General features: G+C 36.6%; 20 protein-coding genes. 18 read left to right on the plus strand and 2 right to left on the minus strand.

What is annotated here, in order from left to right; translation table 11 throughout:
- Positions 1-12 precede the first annotated feature (12 nt).
- The 12 genes from J0J33_RS05260 to pnuC all read left to right on the plus strand — a co-directional run bounded on the left by J0J33_RS05260 (position 13) and on the right by pnuC (position 13,024).
- On the plus strand, positions 13-819 hold the full coding sequence (locus J0J33_RS05260) for a DUF817 domain-containing protein (protein ID WP_019291985.1): 807 nt from the start codon (positions 13-15) through the stop codon (positions 817-819).
- Positions 820-955: 136 nt separating this feature from the next.
- Positions 956-2,734, plus strand: coding sequence for an excinuclease ABC subunit UvrC (gene uvrC, locus J0J33_RS05265; RefSeq protein ID WP_019291986.1), 1,779 nt, complete (start codon positions 956-958; stop codon positions 2,732-2,734).
- A gap of 113 nt (positions 2,735-2,847) precedes the next feature.
- Positions 2,848-3,195, plus strand: coding sequence for a YxeA family protein (locus J0J33_RS05270; RefSeq protein ID WP_206888409.1), 348 nt, complete (start codon positions 2,848-2,850; stop codon positions 3,193-3,195).
- A 102-nt stretch (positions 3,196-3,297) separates the two neighbouring features.
- Positions 3,298-4,371, plus strand: coding sequence for an A/G-specific adenine glycosylase (gene mutY, locus J0J33_RS05275; RefSeq protein ID WP_019293760.1), 1,074 nt, complete (start codon positions 3,298-3,300; stop codon positions 4,369-4,371).
- 110 nt (positions 4,372-4,481) lie between these two features.
- Positions 4,482-5,888 carry a dipeptidase PepV gene (gene pepV, locus J0J33_RS05280; RefSeq protein ID WP_017368994.1) on the plus strand — a complete coding sequence of 469 codons (1,407 nt, stop codon included), beginning with the start codon at positions 4,482-4,484 and terminating at the stop codon, positions 5,886-5,888.
- Positions 5,889-6,131: 243 nt separating this feature from the next.
- Positions 6,132-7,193: a MupG family TIM beta-alpha barrel fold protein gene (locus J0J33_RS05285; protein ID WP_019335657.1), complete on the plus strand. Its 1,062-nt coding sequence runs from the start codon at positions 6,132-6,134 to the stop codon at positions 7,191-7,193.
- Positions 7,190-8,080: an N-acetylmuramic acid 6-phosphate etherase gene (gene murQ, locus J0J33_RS05290; RefSeq protein WP_019291990.1), complete on the plus strand. Its 891-nt coding sequence runs from the start codon at positions 7,190-7,192 to the stop codon at positions 8,078-8,080. Before J0J33_RS05285 ends, murQ begins: the two co-directional genes overlap by 4 nt.
- 23 nt (positions 8,081-8,103) lie before the next feature.
- Complete coding sequence (locus J0J33_RS05295; protein ID WP_206888412.1) at positions 8,104-10,029, plus strand: glucose PTS transporter subunit IIA; 1,926 nt, start codon at positions 8,104-8,106, stop codon at positions 10,027-10,029.
- A 103-nt stretch (positions 10,030-10,132) separates the two neighbouring features.
- Entirely contained in the window at positions 10,133-10,495 is a 363-nt protein-coding gene (gene acpS, locus J0J33_RS05300) for a holo-ACP synthase (RefSeq protein WP_019291992.1), read from the plus strand.
- Positions 10,496-10,517: 22 nt separating this feature from the next.
- The gene (alr, locus tag J0J33_RS05305; protein ID WP_019293757.1) at positions 10,518-11,630 is read left to right on the plus strand and encodes an alanine racemase; all 1,113 of its coding nucleotides are present in this window, start codon (positions 10,518-10,520) and stop codon (positions 11,628-11,630) included.
- A 142-nt stretch (positions 11,631-11,772) separates the two neighbouring features.
- Positions 11,773-12,204 carry a Spx/MgsR family RNA polymerase-binding regulatory protein gene (locus J0J33_RS05310; protein WP_019291994.1) on the plus strand — a complete coding sequence of 144 codons (432 nt, stop codon included), beginning with the start codon at positions 11,773-11,775 and terminating at the stop codon, positions 12,202-12,204.
- A 112-nt stretch (positions 12,205-12,316) separates the two neighbouring features.
- Positions 12,317-13,024 (plus strand): nicotinamide riboside transporter PnuC, encoded by a 708-nt coding sequence (gene pnuC, locus J0J33_RS05315; protein ID WP_017369001.1) that lies wholly within the window; start codon positions 12,317-12,319, stop codon positions 13,022-13,024.
- Positions 13,025-13,068: 44 nt separating this feature from the next.
- On the opposite strand, the gene J0J33_RS05320 is transcribed toward pnuC, so the two are convergent.
- Complete coding sequence (locus J0J33_RS05320; protein WP_019291995.1) at positions 13,069-13,389, minus strand: multidrug efflux SMR transporter; 321 nt, start codon at positions 13,387-13,389, stop codon at positions 13,069-13,071.
- A gap of 489 nt (positions 13,390-13,878) precedes the next feature.
- On the opposite strand from J0J33_RS05320, the gene J0J33_RS05325 reads away from it, so the two are divergent.
- The 4 genes from J0J33_RS05325 (at position 13,879) to J0J33_RS05340 (ending at position 17,108) form a co-directional block, all read left to right on the plus strand.
- The gene (locus tag J0J33_RS05325) at positions 13,879-14,592 is read left to right on the plus strand and encodes a hypothetical protein (protein WP_206888415.1); all 714 of its coding nucleotides are present in this window, start codon (positions 13,879-13,881) and stop codon (positions 14,590-14,592) included.
- Between the two features lie 107 nt (positions 14,593-14,699).
- Positions 14,700-15,545 (plus strand): bifunctional methylenetetrahydrofolate dehydrogenase/methenyltetrahydrofolate cyclohydrolase, encoded by an 846-nt coding sequence (locus J0J33_RS05330; protein WP_061413403.1) that lies wholly within the window; start codon positions 14,700-14,702, stop codon positions 15,543-15,545.
- Between the two features lie 75 nt (positions 15,546-15,620).
- Entirely contained in the window at positions 15,621-16,874 is a 1,254-nt protein-coding gene (gene xseA / locus J0J33_RS05335) for an exodeoxyribonuclease VII large subunit (RefSeq protein WP_165719470.1), read from the plus strand.
- A gap of 9 nt (positions 16,875-16,883) precedes the next feature.
- Complete coding sequence (locus J0J33_RS05340) at positions 16,884-17,108, plus strand: exodeoxyribonuclease VII small subunit (RefSeq protein ID WP_014024456.1); 225 nt, start codon at positions 16,884-16,886, stop codon at positions 17,106-17,108.
- Between the two features lie 505 nt (positions 17,109-17,613).
- On the opposite strand, the gene J0J33_RS05345 is transcribed toward J0J33_RS05340, so the two are convergent.
- Positions 17,614-19,266, minus strand: a complete 1,653-nt coding sequence (locus J0J33_RS05345) for a SulP family inorganic anion transporter (protein WP_206888418.1) — start codon at positions 19,264-19,266, stop codon at positions 17,614-17,616.
- A 604-nt stretch (positions 19,267-19,870) separates the two neighbouring features.
- On the opposite strand from J0J33_RS05345, the gene J0J33_RS05350 reads away from it, so the two are divergent.
- Together J0J33_RS05350 and J0J33_RS05355 are read left to right on the plus strand one after the other, a co-directional pair.
- Entirely contained in the window at positions 19,871-20,884 is a 1,014-nt protein-coding gene (locus tag J0J33_RS05350) for a hypothetical protein (protein WP_242526909.1), read from the plus strand.
- Entirely contained in the window at positions 20,856-21,056 is a 201-nt protein-coding gene (locus tag J0J33_RS05355; protein WP_165706519.1) for a hypothetical protein, read from the plus strand. The genes J0J33_RS05350 and J0J33_RS05355 overlap by 29 nt, the downstream gene beginning before the upstream one ends.
- Positions 21,057-21,235: the final 179 nt, after the last annotated feature.

Raw genomic sequence — 21,235 nt, forward strand, 5'->3', positions numbered from 1 at the left:
TAAAATAAGGACATGAATGGTTTAAAAAACGGTGTGATCTTGCTTTTCAACTTTGCAAAAATCCAAGCCGCTTGTTGTCTCTTTCCACTTGCCGTTTTTGCTACCTTAGCAATAACACGTGGATTGACTTTTCCCAATATCCCACGTTATGATTTAATCTTTGTGATTTTACTTGTGTTTCAAGTTTTGATGGTTAAATTAAAATTTGAAACACTTGAAGAGTTAAAAATTATTTGCTTGTTTCATATCTTAGGGTTAATTTTAGAGATTTTTAAAGTCAATATCAGCCATAGTTGGACCTACCCTGAGCCGGCTTACTTAAAAATTTGGAATGTCCCTTTTTACTCGGGGTTTATGTATGCCAGTGTCGGGAGTTATGTTGTTCAATCGTGGAAAAAGTTGCAGCTAAATGTGGAATATTGGCCGCCATTAGGGCTTAGTTTTGGCTTATCCACAGTTTTGTATCTGAACTTTTTTACCAATTATTTCTTCCATGATTTACGGTATTTTATTATTCTGGCTATTGTCTTAATCTTTTGGCGCACTCAGTTCACTTTTTGTATTAATGGAAGAAAAAGATATAAAATGAAGGCACTCTTCTCTTTTGCTTTGATTGGCTTCTTTATCTACATAGCTGAAAATATTGCTTCATTTTTTAATGCTTACCGGTATCCTAATCAAGCAGAAACCTGGCATCTCGTAGGATTTGGGAAAATGTCTTCATGGTTTTTACTGGTCATTGTCAGTATTGTTTTAGTCGTTAATCTCAAATTAAAGCAGTCATCGAGAGAAAATAAGTTAATAAAAAAGACAAGGTAAAACTTGTCTTTTTTGTTTAAGTAGGAAGGTTTATAAAACATTGCACAATGCCGCAATCATAAAAAGAAACAATTCCCTTCACGACAGACAGTTCCAATTCATGATTAGCCCCTCCAGAATATGCTATAATAAGACCATGAATAACACGATTAAAGCAAAGCTGGAGCTCTTACCGGATAGTCCAGGATGCTACTTACATAAAGATAAAAATGGGACAGTTATCTATGTAGGGAAGGCGAAAAATCTGAAAAACCGCGTACGCTCCTATTTTCATGGCTCCCACAATACAAAAACTGAGCTTTTAGTCAGTGAGATAGAAGATTTAGAATGGATTGTTGTTGAATCAAACATTGAGTCTTTGGTTCTTGAAATTAACTTAATTCAACGTTACAAGCCCAAATATAATATCATGCTTAAGGATGATAAATATTATCCTTTTCTCATGATTACAAATGAAAAATATCCACGTTTGATGATTACACGTCGTGTCAAAAAAGATGGGGCAATGTATTTTGGACCTTATCCCGATGTTAAAGCAGCCAATGAAGTTAAGCGCCTCTTAGACCGCATCTTTCCTTTTAGAAAATGTGGTTTGCATGAAAAGAAAGTTTGTTTCTACTATCATATCCATCAGTGTCTTTGTCCAGTCGTTAATCATGTAGACCCTCAAGTTTATAAAGATATGGCTCAGGAAGTGAAGCATTTTTTAACGGGTGATGATAAAAAAATCATCAATGAACTTAAAGCAAGAATGTTTGCAGCTTCGGAAAAAATGGAATTCGAGCAAGCTGCAGAATACCGTGATGTGATTAATTCTATCGGTACTTTGAGAACAAAACAACGTGTCATGAACCACGATTTAAAAGATCGTGATGTTTTTGGTTACTATGTAGATAAAGGTTGGATGTGTGTGCAGGTTTTCTTTGTACGACAAGGTAAAATGATTCAACGTGATGTCAATATGTTCCCTTATTACAATGATGCAGAAGATGATTTCTTAACTTATATCGGACAGTTTTATCAAGAAGCTGAACACATGGTACCTAAAGAAATTTTAGTACCCTCAGGAATTGATGTAGAGGCTGTTGAAGCGGTAACTCAAACAAAAGTTCTCAAACCAAGTCGTGGAGAGAAGAAGCAACTTGTAGCAATGGCGACTAAGAATGCACGCACACAATTACAATTAAAATTTGACCTCCTTGAAAAAGACCTGATTAAAACTCAAGGTGCTATCGAAAATCTCGGTAAAATTCTCAACATTCCTACACCAGTTAGAATCGAATCGTTCGATAACTCTAACATAATGGGGACCTCACCTGTCTCGGCAATGGTTGTCTTTATTAATGGCAAGCCCTCAAAGAAAGATTATCGGAAATATAAGATCAAAACTGTCGAAGGTGCCGATGATTACGCATCAATGCGTGAAGTGATTACAAGACGTTATAGTCGAGCCATGCGTGAAGGGACTGCTTTACCTGACTTGATTGCAATGGATGGTGGTGCAGGTCAAGTCAATGCAGCCAAGGCCATTCTGCAAGAGATAGGGTTAGATATTCCTGTTGCAGGTATGGCTAAAAATGATAAACACCAAACCAGTGAGTTACTTTTTGGTGATCCTTTGGAAGTTGTGCCATTGAGTCGACAATCGCAAGAATTCTTTCTCCTTCAACGCATTCAAGATGAAGTTCACCGATTTGCGATTACTTTCCATCGGCAAGTACGTGGGAAAAATACCTTTTCTTCAAAACTGGATGGTATTACAGGTCTTGGACCAAAACGTAAGCAAAAATTAATGACGACCTTCAAGTCACTTAAAGCCATTTCTGAGGCTGATGTTGCTCAAGTCGCTGAAGCAGGTGTACCTTATGAGGTCGCTGAAAGGGTAAAGGAAGTTTTGGGAAAAGAAAATTATTAATTCTTTCAGAAAAAATTCTCTCAACGAGGGATTTTTTTATTACAAAAGTGTAAGAAATTTGCTTTAAATTAGGAGTAAAATAGTTTTGAAAATAAAAATTGAGGTATAAATAAATGAAAAAAATATTGGTGACTCTTATTGCTGGAGCATTGTTGATTATTGGTGGCGGCTATACTTGGTATAATTACGAATATGGCGGTCAAGAATATTATGTTCAGATACGCACAGATGGGGATAAAATTTCGAGCAAAACTACTGATGGTGGAACTTGGCAGGGATTTAACTATAAACAAAAAGGTTATGCAGATTCTGGCAAAGAAAAGGATCTAGAATTTACTTCAATTCATAATCTCAAGCATGATGCTTATTTGAAAGTTACTTATAATAATAAGAATGGTGTGACTAAATGGGAAGAAGTTCAAAGAAAAGATGTGCCCCAAAAAGCATTGAATAATATTTAATTAGCAAGCCTGTTTAGGACAGGTTTTTTTGTTCCCCAGATAAAGTCCTCTTTAAGAGCTTACTATTTGACTTTGTTTTATATAAATTTAATAATAGAGCTTATGAATAAAACCGAAATAGAAAAGTTCCAGCAGGATTTATTAGGATGGTACAATATTCACAAAAAGCCTTTGCCGTGGCGTAAAAATACAGAGGCTTATTCTGTTTGGATTTCTGAAATCATGTCTCAACAAACACAGGTTGAAACAGTAATGCCCTATTATCTGCGCTTCATGGAGAAGTATCCTCAGATTGAGGATTTGGCAGCCGCAGATGATGATGAGCTGCTGAAACTTTGGGAAGGGTTGGGTTATTACTCGCGCGCTCGTAATTTAAAAATTGCAGCTCAGCAAGTCATGACAGAATTTGATGGGCAATTTCCTAAACAGCTAAAAGACATTCAAAGTTTGCAGGGGATTGGTCCTTACACAGCAGCGGCTATCGCTTCGATTTCTTTTGGCTTACCTGAACCGGCCATTGATGGAAATTTGATGCGCGTGACCAGTCGATTATTTGAGATTGAATCAGATATTTCTAAGGCTGCTTCGCGGAAAATATTTGATGAAAAGCTGAGAGAGCTAATCTCGGAAGAAAATCCCGGAGATTTTAACCAAGCACTCATGGACATAGGTTCCATGGTTTGTACGCCCAAAATTGCCAAGTGTGAGATTTGCCCCTTAGCTGCGTATTGCCAAGCCAGACCTAAAGGTACGCAACTGAAGTATCCTGTCAAAAGTAAAAAGATTAAGCAGCAGCATATTTACTACAATGCTTATGCATTAAAAAATTCGCAAGGCGAATACTATCTACAAAGACGTCCTAGCACAGGTTTACTTGCTAATATGTGGACTTTCCCTATGCAGGAGATATCTAAAGAAGAATTCAATAATGATAGGTTAGCGCCGCCAACAAATGTGCCAGATAGCATCTCACGCATGACAAAAGTTGGAGAAATCACACATGTTTTTTCTCACTTGAAGTGGTTTGTTCAAATTATTGAATGTATCCCTGAGGAAAATTTTATTGTTCAAGAAGAAAAACTGGATGAAAATCAACTTTGGGTAAAATTGACGGACCTTTCAAAAGTCGCTCTGCCTACACCACAAGTCAAAATGTTTAAGTTTTTTAAAGACTAGTTTTCACTTTATAAATGCAAACGTTTTACTTTTTTGGTATAATTATAGGAGTTTAGAAAACCGACTTTTTGTGAATATATTATCAAGAAGTCAAAATAATGGAGGCAATCATGACAACTATTGATTTTACTGCAGAAGTAGAAAAGCGCAAAGACGCAATGCTCGAAGATTTGTTTGAACTTCTTCGTATCGATTCAGCAATGGACATGGACAATGCGGACAAAGAAAACCCATTTGGCCCTGGACCTCGTAAAGCCCTTGACAAATTTTTGGAATTGGCTGAACGTGATGGCTACCAAACTAAAAACTATGATAACTATGTTGGTCACTTTGAATACGGAGAAGGTGATGAAGTTTTAGGCATCTTCGGTCACTTGGATGTTGTACCTGCCGGTTCTGGTTGGGATTCAAACCCATTTGAACCTGAAATCCGTAATGGAAACCTTTACGCACGTGGAGCTTCAGACGATAAAGGCCCAACTATGGCTTGTTACTATGGTTTGAAAATCTTGAAAGACCTTGGTGTGCCATTATCTAAAAAAATCCGCTTCATCGTTGGTACAAACGAAGAAACAGGTTGGAAAGATATGGATTACTACTTTGAACACTGTGAATTGCCATTGCCAGATTTCGGATTCTCTCCAGATGCTGAGTTCCCAATCATCAATGGTGAAAAAGGTAACGTTACAGAGTACCTTCACTTTGACGGAAAAAATGCTGGTGCTGTAGTACTCCACTCTTTCAAAGCTGGTTTGGCTGAAAATATGGTCCCTGAATCTGCAACTGCAGTAATCTCAGGTGCGACAGACCTCCAAGCAAAATTGGAAGCATTTGTTGCTGAAAATGCAGACAAAAACTTACGCTTTGACCTTGAAGAATCTGACGGTAAAGCAACAGTAACGGTCTATGGTAAATCTGCACACGGTGCAATGCCATTTAAAGGGATTAACGGTGCAACTTACCTTGCTAAATTCCTTAACCAATTTGACTTTGAAGCAGGTGCAGCTGCATACATCAAACTTGCTGCTGAAACATTGATTGATGACCATGAAGGTGAAAAATTGGGTACAGCCTACAATGATGACCTTATGGGTGCAACTTCAATGAACGCTGGTGTTTGGAACTTTGACGAAAACGGTGAAGGTACAATTGCATTGAACTTCCGTTTCCCACAAGGTACTGACCAACACAAAATCAAAGCAGTTCTTGAAGCTCTTGAAGGCGTAAAAGAAGTGACTATGAACGATCACGTGATGGAACCTCACTACGTACCAATGGAAGATGAACTCGTTTCTACATTGATCAGTGTTTATGAAAAACACACTGGCCTTAAAGGTTACGAAACAGTAATCGGTGGTGGTACATTTGGTCGCCTCCTTAAACGTGGTGTTGCTTATGGCGCAATGTTTGAAGGTGAAGAAGATACAATGCACCAAGCAAATGAATACAAACCATTGGATGCTCTCTTCAAATCAGCAGTTATCTATGCTGAAGCAATTTACGAATTGGCTAAATAATATGAGAAAATTAAAATCCCCCTTATCGGGGATTTTTTTTATTATTTTTTACATGAAATTTCATTCCATTATTTAAAAAACGATTCAAGATAAATTCAGTTAAACAACGGTTTTACAGGATTTATCTTTTTTATTTAAAAATAATGTGGAAAAATTTAAGTAAATTGTTGAAATAAAGTTTTGGATATGTTAAAATGAATGCGTTAACAAAAGAAATAAAGTTTCAGAGATAGAGAGGTGTTTATGTTTGGCTTTTCAATTTTTATGAATGAAGATCTTACTGCAAAAGATATTCATTATATAAAAAGTATGAAACAAGCAGGATTCAAGGGGATATTTACTTCAATGCATATTCCTGAAGATGATGCTCAAGCGTATAAAATGCGCTTAGAAAAATTAGGAGCTTGTGCTAAAGCAAACCAATTGGAGCTGATGGTAGATATTTCAGGTGAAGCTCTAGAACGTGCAGGTTACTCATTTGATCATTTAGAAGAACTTACTCACCATGGTGTCGCAGGTTTACGGATGGATTATCATATTGACAATAAACAGATTGCCAAAGCCAGCCATAAAATGAAGATTAGTTTAAATGCCAGCACGTTGGTAGAAGATGAGATAGAGGAACTAAGAAGATTAGGAGCTAACTTCTCTAATTTAGAAGCTTGGCACAACTATTATCCTCGCCCTGAAACTGGGCTGGATACGGAATATTTGCTCAAGCAGAATCAATGGTTGCAAAAATATGGTCTTAAGCGAGTTGGTTTTGTTGCTGGCGATGCTCAGAAACGTTTACCTTTAAGACTTGGACTTCCGACACTCGAAAAGCATCGGGATAGACATCCGCTGGCTGCGGCTCTTGATTTATTAAAGTATGAGACGGATGAAGTTTATATTGGCGATGGAGATTTAGCAGCAACAACGATTGATCAGTTTGAAAATTATATGCAGTGGGATAAAATAGTTTTACATGTAGAAAACCATGATTCAGCTTATTTTACGTCAGTTTTAGGAGAACATGACAATAGAAATGATCAATCTCCTGACTTGATAAGAAGTGCAAATGCCCGCTTTAAGAAGGTTGAACAAATTCAAAAAGAACATACAGAAAAGCGCAACAAAGGGGCGGTAACACTGGATAATGAACTTTATGGACGCTACATGGGTGAAACACAAGTGTGTAAAAAATCACTACCAGCTCACCCTAATATTAACGTTGTAGCGTATGTTATCGAAAAAGACAGAGATTTAATCGATGTAATTTACTCGAAGCAAAAGTTTGAATTAAAAGAAAAGGAAAGAAAATGAATTTAGAAAATTTGACAACAGAACGACGTAATGAAGAAACTTTTGGATTGGACGAAATGTCGGTCTCAACTGCTCTAGAAAAGATGAATAAGGAGGATAAAAAAGTTGCAGAAGCTGTAGAAAAAGCACTTCCGATGATTGAACCAGTTATTGAAAAAACGATTGAAAGTTTCAATCATGGGGGACGACTTATTTATCTCGGTGCAGGGACGAGTGGACGTCTAGGTGTGCTTGATGCTGCAGAGTGTGTGCCTACTTTTGGTGTTGAAGCAAGCATGGTTGTGGGACTCATTGCAGGTGGAGAAAAAGCAATGACTCTTGCTGTGGAAGGCGCAGAGGATGACCTTGAGCTTGGAAAACAAGACTTGATTGACCTTCAGCTAACCAAAAATGACATGGTGATTGGAATTGCCGCAAGTGGACGTACCCCTTATGTGATTGGTGCGCTTGATTATGCGAAGAGTATTGGTGCACATACAGGTTCTCTAGCATGTAATATGAATGCCGAAATTAGCCAACATGCTGAATTTCCTATTGAAGTAGACTGTGGCGCTGAATTTTTGACAGGATCAACCCGCCTCAAATCAGGTACAGCACAAAAATTAATTTTGAATATGATTTCGACAATAGCGATGATTGGTATTGGAAAAGTATACAACAACTTAATGGTTGATGTGCGTCCAACAAATGAGAAATTAGTGGAGCGCAGCAAACGTATCATTATGGAGGCAACAGATTGTGATTATGAAACAGCAGAAAAAACCTTTATCCAAGCGGGAGAAGATGTTAAGCTGGCGATTGTCATGATTTTAACCAATAGTGCAAAAGATGAGGCGCAGGAAAAACTCGTACAGGCAAAAGGATTCATTAAAAATACATTGAGCTAATAAATAAAAATTAGGAGATGAAGATGGCAGAAGATAAAGTAACACGTATTGCACGGCAAATTTACAAAGAAATTGGTGGACCAGACAACGTTCAAAGTTTAGTTCATTGTATGACGCGCGTTCGACTTTCAATGATTGACGAAACAAAGGTAAATCTTGAAAAACTTAAAGCTATTGATGGTGTTATGGGAGTTGTTGAAGGTGAAACTCTACAAGTTATCGTTGGACCAGGGACAGTAAACAAGGTAGCCCAAAAAATGGTTGATACTGTGGGTGTTAAGCTTGGCGAACAGTTTCCACACTCAGCAGGACTCAGTCTTGAAGATCGGGCAGCTCAAACCAAAAAGGCAGCCAAGGAAAAATACAATAAACCTTCAAAGATAAAAGAAGTACTGAACTCGATTTCACGTATTTTTACACCGTTGATTCCTGCCTTTGTAGGTGCCGGACTTATTGGTGGTATTGCTTCTATCCTTGCAAACTTAATCACCGCTGGCACGATTGATGGTGCGACTTTTGCACAGATTGTTGCTGTCTTAGGTGTGATTCAAAAGGGTATCTTCGCTTATTTGGTAATCTATGTGGGGATTAATGCAGCGACCGAGTTTGGGGCAACACCTTCACTTGGGGGTGTTATTGGTGCTGTGACTATGTTGACTGGGATTACACCAGAAGCACCAATTAACAATATCTTTACAGGGCAGCCGTTATCTGCACAACAAGGTGGGATTATTGGCGTAATCTTTGCTGTATGGCTTTTATCTCTTGTGGAAAAGAATTTACGGAAAGTTATTCCGGATTCGATTGACATTATCGTTACGCCTACACTTTCTCTCCTTGCTATCGGACTTTTGACGATTTTCTTCATCATGCCTGTTGCGGGAACAATTTCGACATCTTTAGTAGGCGGGATTAACGCTGTACTTAATGTTGGTGGTGGATTTGCTGGCTTCCTCTTAGGTGCTCTCTTCCTGCCAATGGTTATGTTTGGCTTGCATCAAATTCTTACACCGATTCATATTGAAATGATTGACAAAACGGGTTCAACTACCTTGCTTCCAATTCTTGCCATGGCCGGAGCTGGTCAAGTCGGTGCGGCTTTGGCACTCTGGGTACGTTTACGTAAAAATAAAGAATTTGCCGAAATTGTTAAAGGTGCTTTACCTGTAGGTTTCTTAGGCATTGGTGAACCTCTTATTTATGGTGTTACACTTCCGATGGGACGTCCATTTATTACAGCTTGTATTGGTGGAGGTATTGGCGGTGCTATTATCGGGTCACTCGGTCATGTTGGTGCCATTGCTATTGGTCCAAGTGGGATTGCTTTAATACCTTTGATTGCAGATAACCGTTGGTTGATTTACGTATTTGGTTTAATTGGTGGTTACGTTGGTGGTTTTGTTGCTACCTACTTCTTCGGCATTCCTCAATCTGAAAAAGATAAAGCAGACAACTATGTAGACGCAGCAACAGTAGCACAACCTGCTGTTGTAAATCTTGAAAAAACAGTTGCTTCACCGATGTCAGGGAAAATTATTCCTTTAGCGAAAGTAGAAGATGAAGTTTTTTCTAAAGGGATGCTTGGGCAAGGTTTTGGTATTCAGCCTCGTGATGGGAAAGTTTTTGCACCATTTGATGGTACAGTGACGACAGTTTTCCCTACTAAACATGCGATTGGGTTACTTAGTGAGTCCGGTGTAGAAGTGCTTATTCATGTGGGCTTAGATACAGTGTCATTAGAGGGTAAACCCTTCATCACTAAAGTAACGGACGGAAGCAAGGTTACTAAAGGCGACTTGCTTTTAGAAGCAGACTTAAAGATGATTGAAGATGCTAACTTGTCACCAGTAACTTTAGTTGTTGTTACAAATTCTGATGAATTTAAGCACATCTATATCGAAGCTCCTGAAGAAGCGGTTTCTGGTGAGCAAGTCATCATTGCAGAATAAAAAAATAGGTTGAGTGTAAGCTCAGCCTATTTTTAACTCTTTAAGCTGAGAATAAGAAGAATGATTTTAAATAAAGTATCTGAAAATTTGGTATAATAGAAAAATGATCTACGGTATAGGAACAGATAATGTCGAGATATCGCGCATTGTCCAAGCATTGGAACGCAATGATAAATTTGCACAGCGCGTTTTGACAATAAATGAGTTTGCTCATTTTTCAAGTTTTACTTCAAAAAAACGTCAAGCGGAATTCTTAGCAGGACGTTGGGCAGCAAAAGAAGCCTTTTCAAAAGCTTTAGGAACAGGCTTTGATAGTCAGCTTTCCTTTCATCATATAGAAATTTCTAAAAATGAAAAAGGCAAACCCTATTTTCTAGAACATCCCTTTGCTGGACAAGCACATTTAAGTATTTCACATAGTAATCTAGAAGCAGTTGCTATGGTTGTTCTTGAAAGCAAAGATTGAGTATAAAAAGAAGGTAAATAATATGAAAGCAGCACCACATCGCCATACACCAGCGATTATTAAATTATCCGCAATTGAAAATAATGTCAAAAAAATGCGCGAACATATCGGTGATAAACCAGAACTTTGGGCTGTTGTAAAAGCGAATGCTTACGGTCACGGAGCAGTTGCTGTTGCGCAGCATATTGATGGTCTTGTAGATGGTTTTTGTGTGTCTAACTTTGATGAAGCCATCGAGTTACGTCAACAATTGATTATTAAACCTATACTTGTACTATCCGGTATTGTACCTGATCATGCAGAAATTGCAGCCAGTCAGCATATTACCTTAACAGCACCAAGTTTAAAGTGGCTCCAACAAGTCATTGATTCAAATAAAAATAAACACTTTTCACGTTTGCGTATCCATATCGCTGTCGATACAGGTATGGGCCGAATCGGTGTGACAACAGCCGAGGAAGCTAATCAAATTATCGAGCTAGCAGACCAATATAATATTAGTGTGCGAGGTATTTTTACACACTATGCCACTGCTGATGAAGAAGATACGACACAGTTTAAAGAACAAAAGGCAAAATTTGATGCCTTAGTTAGTCAATTGAGTCGTCGTCCAAAATATGTCCATTCGACAAATTCAGCGGCTGGCTTGTGGCAAAATCAAGAAGTGCAAGATATTGAACGTATTGGTTTAGCAATGTATGGTTTAAACCCAAGTGGTGATGAACTTGCTCTCCCTTATGAGTTGGAACCTGCTTTGAGCTTGCATTCTGAGTTGACGCATGTTAAAAAGATCCACAAGGGAGACACTGTGGGTTATGGGGCAACTTTCCGTGCAGAAGAAGATACTTATGTAGGGACTGTGTCTATTGGCTATGCGGATGGTTGGACCCGTGATATGCAAGGCTTTAAAGTCATTGTGGATGGGCAATACTGTGAAATTATTGGTCGGATTTCGATGGACCAGATGACGATACGTTTGCCGAAAAACTATGAGATGGGTACACAGGTCACACTGATTGGTAAAAATGGTGATAAAGAGATTACTGTTCAAGATATTGCCAACTGGCGTCATACGATTGGCTACGAAGTTATCTGTCTTTTATCAGATAGAATTTACCGTGTCTATGAAGAATAAAAGCTGCTTTTGTGCGGCTTTTTTTCATTACATTTTCATTTAAAAATAAGTCCTAAGTTGAGTAATTTGACAATGACTTTAAAAATGATATAATTATATTAAATACATATGAGATAAAATTAAGAAAAGTGAGGGAAGGGATATGATTAAAGTATATACTGTCATGGCTTGCAGTTCTTGCAAAAAAGCCAAAGAATGGCTAACGAATCACGAACTAGAATTCGAAGAAATCAACTTGATAACTGACAAAATAGATCCCGAAGACTTTCTTAAGATTTTCTCTTTAACGGAAAATGGAACAGAGGAGATTATTTCCACAAGAAGTCGTGCTTACAAACGCTTATCTTTGGATTTTGAACGCCTTTCCCTTCATGAGCTGGTTAAGATAATCGAGGAAAATCGTACATTATTGCGTCGCCCTTTAATCCTTGATGATAAAAGGTTGCAAGTGGGCTACAATGAAGATGACATTAGGAAGTTTTTACCACGTTCAGTACGTCGTGTCGAAATGCTTGAGGCGTCTCATAATATTCGTCAGTTAGACATAGAACGAGCACTAGAAGAACAAGCATAAGAGAAAAATGGAACAGAAATTGTTTCATTTTTTTGTGTATTTCGTAAAAGAAATTCGTTTTTTCATTCCCGTCCGTGTTATAATTTAATAATCAAATTAAAAAGAGGGAACAATGAAAAACTATATTATTTGGTTGAAACATGAACTCAAATCTATCAATACAGCTGGCAGCGTAATGCTGGCTTTTATCATAGGCGTACAGCTTGCTTTTTTTCTTACGGCGCCAATAACTTTATTGTCTGTGATTACACTTTTTGCGACTCTTGTAGGCTCGGCTTGTACGGTCTATATGATGATTGGGCGGCCGATTAATGGTTTACTCGGATTAATTAGCGCTTTCGGCTTTATTTATATTAATTGGACTGCAGGACATTATGCTTCTGTTTTAGATCAAATCGTCTTTATCGCCTTTATTGATATTCCTTTAATCCTGACTTGGAAAACTTGGGGACATCGTATTGAAAATGGCGTGAAGTTTATGACGGTCAAAGGTTGGTTTATTGCAATAGCTTTAATGCTAATCGCTTGGTGGCCAATGATGCAAGTTTATGCACATTTGGGGGATACGAACCCTTTATGGGATTCTATTACGCTGATTATTGGCGCAACAGCTTCATTACTCGTTTTCAAAGGGTATGGTGACAGTTACTCTTTATGGTTACTTTCTAATATTGTAACCATTGTATTATGGGCTACAGCATTTGCACAAGGCTACTCTGCTAGTGCATTGCCGATGCTTCTCACCATCATCTTCTATTTGGCGACAGCGCTCTATGGGAAATATTTTTCAGTATGGAAAAGAGCAAACAAAAAAGCCTAGTTTAAAGCTAGGTTTTTTGTTTTCCTCTAGAAAAGCGAGACAAATCAATGACCACTTGTAACTTTTATCCCGATTAGTCCAACAACAAGCATCAGAACAAAGACCCAAGTCAGTGAAGGGACCTTGTCCTTAAAGATAAGGGCACCCACTAAGATAGCCCCGACAGCTCCAATTCCTGTCCAGATGGGATAAGCAATTCCTAAAGGAAGTTTCTTCATAGCTAAGGTCAAAAATCCAAAACTAACAAGCATTCCGATAATCGTTAAAATATCATACTTGATGATAGAAAAACCTTGACTTAACTTCATTGTTGAAGCCCAAACAACTTCAAAGATTCCCGCTAGAAATAAAAAAATCCACGACATATTACACCTCTTTCGAAAAGATTATTGAGCTAGCGTTAAAGGACCAGAAAAGAGCTAGCAAGTGATAAATAAAAAGAGTCATGTCAACTAACCACAAGGCCTAAGGTTAGTTGGCATGACTCTGATAAGCATCGCTCCGGCGAGTGATACTTTAGTCCTTCTTTATTATATTATCATTATTTCACATTTGCTACCTAAGGTCAAGTTCTAGACTTGCGAGATATGAAATGAGCAGCAAAGAGATAAGCATCGAAGCTGATTTTTATCAGCCATCATGAAAGGGATAAGTAAGATAAAAGTTAGAGGAGAGATTTAACTCAAATAATAAAACTGCTATAATAAAAACAGATAAATTTAAACAAAAAAGGAGTCCATGGTAAATATACTATGGACTCCGGGTTGATTTATACTTTTATTCTATCACTAAATCAGAGGTTTAGCTGACAATTTGATTATTATTTTGAAAAGTTTATGTAATGGAGGATGAAAATGAATCTTTTTATGACCTTTATAATCTATTCGGTTATTGGCTGGCTTTGGGAGACAGTCTATTGTTTAGTTAAATATAAACGTTTTGTTTTCTGCGGTGTACTCTTGGGCCCGTATTGCCCAGTCTATGGCTGCAGTATCGCTACGATTCTTCTTTTAACAAAAGATATTCAAAATTCCAATCATCTTTTTCTACTCTATTTATTTATCGTCTTAATTGTTACGCTTATTGAATATATCGGCAGCTGGATATTGGAAAAGTTATTTAACATGAAGTTATGGGATTATTCAAATCTTCCCTTAAATTTTCAAGGAAGGGTAGCTCTTCCTATTTCTATATTTTGGGGTATAGGTGGTTTGGTATTGATCAAGCTTATTAATCCAGTCATCCAAGATTTTTTGAGGGGATTACTAACAGTAACAGGCGATACACTTGTATTTATACTAGTGCTTATTTTTCTAGCCGATGTTGTTTCCACATTTAGCTTTACACTATCAGCTAAAAAGGATTTCATGCCGCTTGTTGATTCTTCGGACAATCAAAATCCTAACTTGAAAGAATTGAGGTTCAAGCATATTTTTGTTGCTGATAAACCCTCAACTAATCGTCAAAAAATATTGGAATGGCTTAGCAATAAACCGACCAAGTTTAAGTATTATAACTTAAAAAGGATTATCAAAAATCATCCTAATATCAAAATTATCAAAAAATAATAGCCAGATTCTGGTACTTTAGCTGAAAACGAACGTTCCCGAAAAATTTTTTCGAATCACGAAACACCTATTGGCACATATTTATGGAGTCTGATATAATAAATAGTATGAAAATAATTGATGGAAAAGCCCTTGCTGAAAAGATGCAAGAAGAACTCAAAAATAGAGTTATCAAACTGAAAGAACAAGGCATTCAGCCAGGACTCGCTGTCATTTTGATTGGAGAAAATCCAGCCAGTCAAGTTTATGTGCGAAATAAAGAGCGTGTAGCTGCAAAGCTTGGATTTAAGTCAGAAGTGATTCGGCTTCCTGAAACAACGTCTGAAGCGGAGCTGTTAGAGCTTATTGAAAGCTTTAACGAGGATCGCTCTTGGCACGGAATTCTTGTGCAGTTGCCGCTGCCTTCACATATATCAGAAGAAAAAGTCTTACTCGCGATTTCTCCTGAAAAAGATGTAGATGGCTTTCATCCAATAAACATGGGTAAATTGTGGAGCGGAGCGCCATTAATGATTCCTTCAACACCAGCAGGAATCATGGAAATGTTCCGTGCTTATAATGTTGAACTTGCAGGGAAAAAAGCTGTTGTTGTGGGACGCTCTAATATCGTTGGAAAACCGATGGCACAACTGATGATGATGGCTAATGCAACTGTCACTATTGCGCATTCACGCACAGAAAACCTTTCTGAACTTACACGTTCTGCAGATATTTTAGTCGTAGCCATTGGCCAAGACCGTTTTATCAAAGCAGAAGATGTAAAAGAAGGGGCAACAGTTATTGATGTCGGTATGAACCGTGATGAGAATGGAAAACTTCATGGAGATGTTGACTTTGAACAGGTGAAAGAAATTGCTGGACTAATCACGCCAGTTCCTGGAGGCGTGGGTCCGATGACAATCACTATGTTGATGGAACAGACTGTACGTGCAGCAGAAGCCTCCGTAAAATAAAAAAGAAAATTTCGTCCAGACTTATTTACAAGTCAGTACATGTAGATAAGCAGTGGATTTAGAAAGATTAAAGGCATGACAGAGTATTTAACCGTATCAACTCTAACAAAATACTTAAAAGCAAAGTTTGACCGCGATCCATATTTGGAACGCGTTTATTTGACCGGAGAAATTTCTAACTTTCGCCAACGACCTAATCATCAATATTTTGCAATTAAAGACGAAAAGTCTGTCATACAAGCAACGATGTGGGCAGGTCAATTTAAAAAGCTCGATTTTAAACTTGAAGATGGAATGAAGGTGCTTGTAACAGGGCGTATCAGTCTTTATGCTCCATCAGGTTCTTATTCTATTAATATTGAAAATATTGTACCTGATGGTATCGGCGCTTTGGCAGTTAAGTTTGAACAGTTGAAGAAAAAGCTAACAGCGGAGGGATTATTTAATCCACAATGGAAGCAAGAGTTGCCGCTTTTTTCCAAAAAAATTGCAGTAATTACTAGTCCTTCTGGAGCTGTTATTCGAGACATTATTACTACCGTAAATCGCCGCTTTCCGATGAGTCAGATATTACTCTATCCGACAAAAGTTCAAGGCGCTGGCGCTGCGGAAGAAATCGCCGCAAATATTGAAGCAGTGAATAATCGATCTGATATCGATATTCTTATCGTTGGACGTGGAGGAGGATCGATCGAAGACCTTTGGTGTTTTAATGAAGAGATTGTCGTTCGTGCTATCTTTGAGTCTCGTATTCCCGTTATTTCTTCGGTTGGTCACGAGACTGACACGACCTTGGCGGATTTTGTTGCAGACCGCAGAGCAGCTACACCAACAGCCGCTGCCGAACTTGCAACTCCTAATACCAAACTAGATTTGCTGGCGTGGTCAAATGACCAAGAACTTCGTATGAGAAATCGTGTAACACATCTCATCAAGGTCCAAAGAGAACGGGTGGAAAAGTTATCCAATTCGGTTGTTTTTCGTCAGCCGGAACGTCTCTACGATGGACATATTCAGAAAATCGATCACCTCACGAGCCGTTTACAAAATCTAACTGAAACCAAGCTGAGTCGTGAGAAACACCGCTATGAACTAATATCAGGAAAACTAGTGCCCACTTTTGTAAAAAGCTATGAGCAAAAGAAAAATCAAGTCGATAACTTGGTGCAGGCCCTTCTGTTGATGGATATTAGTAAGATCAAGGCGCGTGGTTTTTCAGTGGTAACTGCGAATGATGGTAAAATTATAAAGAGTGTTCACGATGTTCGAGCTGGTGAGACAGTGAATATCGATTTGAGTGATGGCACCGTTCATGCAGAAATAAAGTAAAGGATACATATGGCAACAAAAAAAGAAGCAAAATTTGAAGAAAATTTAGCAGAACTCGAAACAATCGTAAAAAAACTAGAAAGCGGAGATGTGGCTTTAGAAGATGCCATCTCTGAATTTCAAAAAGGAATGCTCCTTTCTGAAAAACTCAAAACAACATTAAATGAAGCCGAAAAAACACTAGTAAAAATCGTCGGAAAAGACGGATCTGAGAGTGAATTTTTAGGAGAATAAAAAGATTGCTTAGGCAATCTTTTTTTGTTATGGCTTCCTGAATTAATTTTTTACACAAAGGTTTGGTGCTATAACAAACTTCTCCAGTAACAGAATAAGAAACAAGGGGATATTATTACTGGGAAAGTTCTACTCCCGAAATAATTTAGAAACAGTACTTTTCGTTGGTTAGACAAAGGCACATTATGCCACAATCATACTGAATGCCACAATAATACTGAATGTGATAAAAACAAAATTGCATATGGTCATATATATTAAATATTTGTATTATTTCAGGTTATTTATGGCTAAAAAAGGCATAGAAATAAAGTATTGCTGATTTTTGATTTCAGCAATCTTTTACTTTGTAAATTTGATGGTGATGAAAAAATCCCTCGAAATTCTATTCGAGAGATTTTTCTGCATGTATTTGCGTTATAATAAAAGCTGATTTGTATTAAAAAGTCATAAAACAAACTATCGTAGTAAAATATTATTGTTTTTCCCATACTATTTTTAATAATTAAGCAAAGCTTTCTGCACGTTCAAGCGATGCATCAATATTTTTACAAATGTTGTCTCGACCTATTTTTTCAATAAAACCAGCTTTTTCCATAACATGATAGGGTTGTTCATTAACATGAGAAAGGATCAATGTCATTTTCTTCTTTTTACAAATTTCAAAAGTTTCTTCAAGAGCTTCAAGTCCTGAAATATCCATCGCAGGTACATTACGCATCCGTAGGATCAAGACCCTTTTTCCTTCCTCATGTGTAAAATTAAGAAATTCAGTTGTAGCGCCAAAAAATAAAGAACCAAATATTTCATAGACAACGGTATGTTTGGGAACCCGTTTTAAATCAATATCTTCAGAAATTTCTTCGTTGTCTAGGTTGTCTTTATCTACCCATTGACGAACTGTAGTAACATCTGACATACGTTTCAAAAACAAGAAGGCTGCTAAAATCATTCCGAATTCAATGGCAACAACCAGATCAAAAAATACCGTTAAGAAAAGTGTAATTAATAAAACTGCAATGTCACTCTTTGGTGCTTTACGCAGCATGTAAATAAAGGTGCACCAACCACTCATATTATAAGCAACTATAACCAAAATTGAGGCTAAACAACTCATAGGGATAAGTGAAGCATAAGGCATTAAGAATAAGAGAATTAAAAGTAAAGTTAATGCATGGACTATGCCAGCTATTGGTGTACGTCCTCCATTTTTTACATTAGCTGCTGTACGTGCAATAGCACCTGTAGCAGGAATACCGCCAAATAACGCAGACATCATATTTCCCACTCCTTGCCCCACCAATTCAGCATTTGAGCGATGCCGGCTCCCGATCATACCATCCGAAACCACACATGAAAGAAGTGATTCAATAGAAGCTAAAATCGCAATAGTAAAAGCAGGCGAAATCATTTGGCGAATTAAAGAAAAGGATAGGTTTGGCATTGTGAGTGTGGGTAATCCTGCCTTGATGGTATACAAATCACCAATCGTAGCCACTGATAAATGGCCGAAACTGACAATAGCTGTTGTCACTATAATAGCAACAAGTGAACCGGGTATTTTTTGAGACACATGTGGCCAAAAAATCTGAATAAGTAAAGCAAGCATCCCAATCATTAAAGTTGGCCACTGAATTGTATGGAAGTGCTGTACATAGCTTACCCATTTTTCAACAAATTCAGCTGGAACTGCTCCCATATCAAGTCCGAACAAATCTTTTAGCTGTCCTGAAAAAATTCCTATTGCAATACCCAGTGTAAATCCTACGGTAATTGTTTTGGGAATAAATTTAATCAAGTTTCCGAAGCGGAGAACCCCCATCAGAATCATCATAATACCTGCTAGAAAGGTTGCAATTGTTAACCCACTCATTCCATATTGAGCAATAATACCATAAATAATAACAACAAATGCAGCAGTCGGTCCTCCGATTTGAACACGGCTTCCTCCTAAAAATGAAATAAAAAAACCTGCAACGACAGCTGTATAAAGTCCCTGTTCTGGCTTCACTCCTGATGCAATTGCTAAAGCAATAGATAGTGGTAAAGCAATTATTGCGACAATAATCCCAGCAATAAGATCTTTGGCAAATTGCTCTCTTGAATAATTTTTAAGAACACTAAACAGTTTTGGTTTAATATATTTAAAAGTGTCCAATTTTTCCTCCTATTTTAATATATTTTTATCTACTAATGAAAGGACAACTCTAATATTTTATCATACTCAAAATTGAAATGCCTAGAATATTTTAATTACCGTGGTTATAGATATATTTTAATTCAATGAAAATTGTAGATTTTTTTAAATTTTTTCTAGAATTATTATGAAAAAAAGAATAATTTATAATTGCAAAGAGTAACCAGGAAATAAATTGTTTTCTAATATAATAAGACTGTATACTAAAGACTATTCCTATATTAGAGATGTATTTGAGAAATTTAAATTTGAAATTGACCGTGCAAATAAAATAAGATGTATATAAAGGCTGTTTATTTCTAATTATCAGTAATCATTTACTTTATAAATGTCATGGTGTAAAACATTAATTTTGTTTAAAAAATTGAAAGTACTATGATTGATTTGATTATATATTTACTTAATTGATGGATATCTTTTTGATCGAAGTAATACAGTATATCATACAGAAAAATAAAAATAGCTTTTCAACGATTAAACTCTACTTTTTCTTTAATTTTATATTAAAATAGATGTGTGGAATAAAATTGAAACAGAAGAAATATTAATAATAGGAGATAAAATTTTGAATGACTTTGAAATTGATTTGCCTGATAATGATAAATTATCTTTGATTGCTACTGACATTAATTTATATAGTTATGATTTTTCATCATTTTCACTAGCTCCTCTACAACAGAAAGCTTCCAAAAACATAACAGATACTATCCGAAGAAGTGTACTTTCGAATGTATCAAATGCTAAGTTAGTTAGTAAGCTATCAAAAAAAAATGAAGTAGAATACGTTGCGAACCTATCTGATATGGCTAAGAAAAATATCAAAAGCGGAGAGTGGGCATTAGGAATAAGAAAAAAGACGGGTAAAATATATGGTGTCATAAAAGATACGAAAACAGGTGAAAATAGAGGTTACCTCAACTTAGATAAAAGAACAGTAAAAGATTTAGGGAATTTACCTGAATTGTCTGCTATACAGGGTCAATTGAGTTCAATATCCGAAGGAATTGAAAATCTAAATCAAATGATTCAGCGTGTTGAACTTGGACAATATAATGATAGATTCTCAGGATTTTTTTCTGCAAGGCAATTGATTATTGAGGCAATATCATCAAAAGATGATTTCACCCAAAAAAGTTTACTTTTAAGCGCCATTCAAAGCAATAATAACACAATTGCTAAACTTGCATTTTCTATCCATCAAGATGGGTTGGCATTAGTTGATCCTAAGACAAAAAGTAAAGATGCAAAGAGAATTGAAAATTTTATCCAATCATCTCTTGGATATTTAAATTCATCTGTTCAATTAAATTTGATTGCCTATACAGTACTTCACGAAGAAGACTCTTTGTTTGCAACATTGACTAACTATTGTGCCTTTCTAAACCAAGTTTTGTTAAAAAAGAATGAAGAAGGTCATTCAATTGCATGGTTAATTGATAATGGTCATTCAGGAGAAGACGGCAATATTTGTGAGTTCACAAATGGAATTTCGAATAAAATCCAGACATTGATTGATAATTATAAAAACATAGCTATAAGTGAGGGTGATAATGAAACAAGCAAAAGTAAAAAAGTGTAAATACCTAAAGTGTAATAAAAATACACATTCAGAAACTTCTTTATTCTGTCTAGAACATTCAAGGAAATTAAAAGATAAAGTTCCCAATAAAGATGCGTTGGCTGTTGCTGCTAGTGCTGTTTTAACTGCTGCACCAATCATAATTTCTCTTTTTAATAAAAATAAAAAATAAATTACCACTTTCGAATGTTGAGAAGGATGTATTACAAAGTTTAATATTATAAAAAATTTTTAATTAGAAATAAAAACACTTGTTTAAAATTCTTTCTTTTTGAAATACTTATTTTGAGTATATTTTTAGGTTATTATAAACTTTATAAATGAACAATATTTGGACTAATGTCAAATTTG

Origin of the sequence: Lactococcus sp. LG1267 (assembly GCF_017309545.1) — a bacterium.
GTDB classification, from domain to species: Bacteria; Bacillota; Bacilli; order Lactobacillales; family Streptococcaceae; genus Lactococcus; species Lactococcus petauri.